The 511-nt window shown below is 56.8% G+C and carries 1 pseudogene; it reads right to left on the bottom strand.

What is annotated here, in order from left to right:
* Nucleotides 1-511, bottom strand: a pseudogene (locus B5M42_RS25870) (hypothetical protein); the annotation flags it as partial.

Below are 511 nucleotides of genomic sequence, written 5' to 3'. Positions count from 1 at the left end.
AGTGACGTTGCTGCCCGTTGGCGCATCGGTTTGCGGCTCCTTGTCGAAGCTCACTTCCAGTCTTTCGGACACCGTTTTGCCCAGCGCCAGCACGGAAATATACACCTTACCGCCGTCTGCGCCCAATTGCGCAATGCTCAGCGTCGCCGACGTGGCTGTCGCTGCTACAGTTGCCGTAGCCAGCGGCTTGACGTCATCTGTTTTGGCGTATACGTTAACGACGTTGCCGCCCAAAGGAAGACCGGACACCACAATCGTATCCGCTTTGGCGAAGTTGTTCGTCGCGACAACTGCCTCTGCCTTCAATTTGGCCGTCTGCGGCGTCGCCTCATACGCAGCTTCGTACACCTGCGATTCCCGTTTGTTTTTGGTCGTTACCGTCAGGTCCACCGAACCGGCTGTAGCTCCGGTGTCCTTCAGGCTAATCGTCACATCTGTCTTGCCCGCTGCTACCGTTCCTGTGCCCAGCAGCGTTTTCAAATCGCCGTGTTTGTAAACCTTGACGATATCC

Origin of the sequence: Paenibacillus athensensis (assembly GCF_004514475.2) — a bacterium.
Classification (GTDB): domain Bacteria; phylum Bacillota; class Bacilli; order Paenibacillales; family NBRC-103111; genus Paenibacillus_AL; species Paenibacillus_AL athensensis.
Note: the sequence above shows the minus strand (reverse complement) of the source record. Positions and strands in the feature narration are given on the sequence as shown.